Raw genomic sequence first — 293 nt, forward strand, 5'->3', positions numbered from 1 at the left:
TCTGACCGTTTTTGGTCAGGTGACCGGGTCCATCATTGTCCTCGACCGCCAGCGGCACCACGGTCCCGTCCGGCCTGACCCACGAGAACGTATTGGTTTTCGGGTCGCGACCGATGACGGCGACGTACACCTTGTCATCAGTCCACTTCCCATTGGTCACATTGCGCAACTGGGTGCCGATGAAACCCGGATAGACCGTGTAATCGAAGCCCTGCGACGGATCGTTCGCCGGCGGATTGGTGGGCTGGGTCGGCGGCGTGCTGCCGTCGTCTGCACCGTACACCTCGAACTCC

1 protein-coding gene is annotated in these 293 nt (G+C 61.8%); it reads right to left on the reverse strand.

Going from position 1 to position 293, the window contains the following annotated elements; genetic code table 11:
• Positions 1-293, reverse strand: a 293-nt coding sequence (locus tag CBX98_RS26460) for a hypothetical protein (RefSeq protein ID WP_197710272.1), incomplete at both ends; no start/stop codon positions are given.

The sequence above is a fragment of the Vibrio sp. T9 genome (assembly GCF_003123985.1).
GTDB lineage: Bacteria > Pseudomonadota > Gammaproteobacteria > Enterobacterales > Vibrionaceae > Vibrio > Vibrio diabolicus.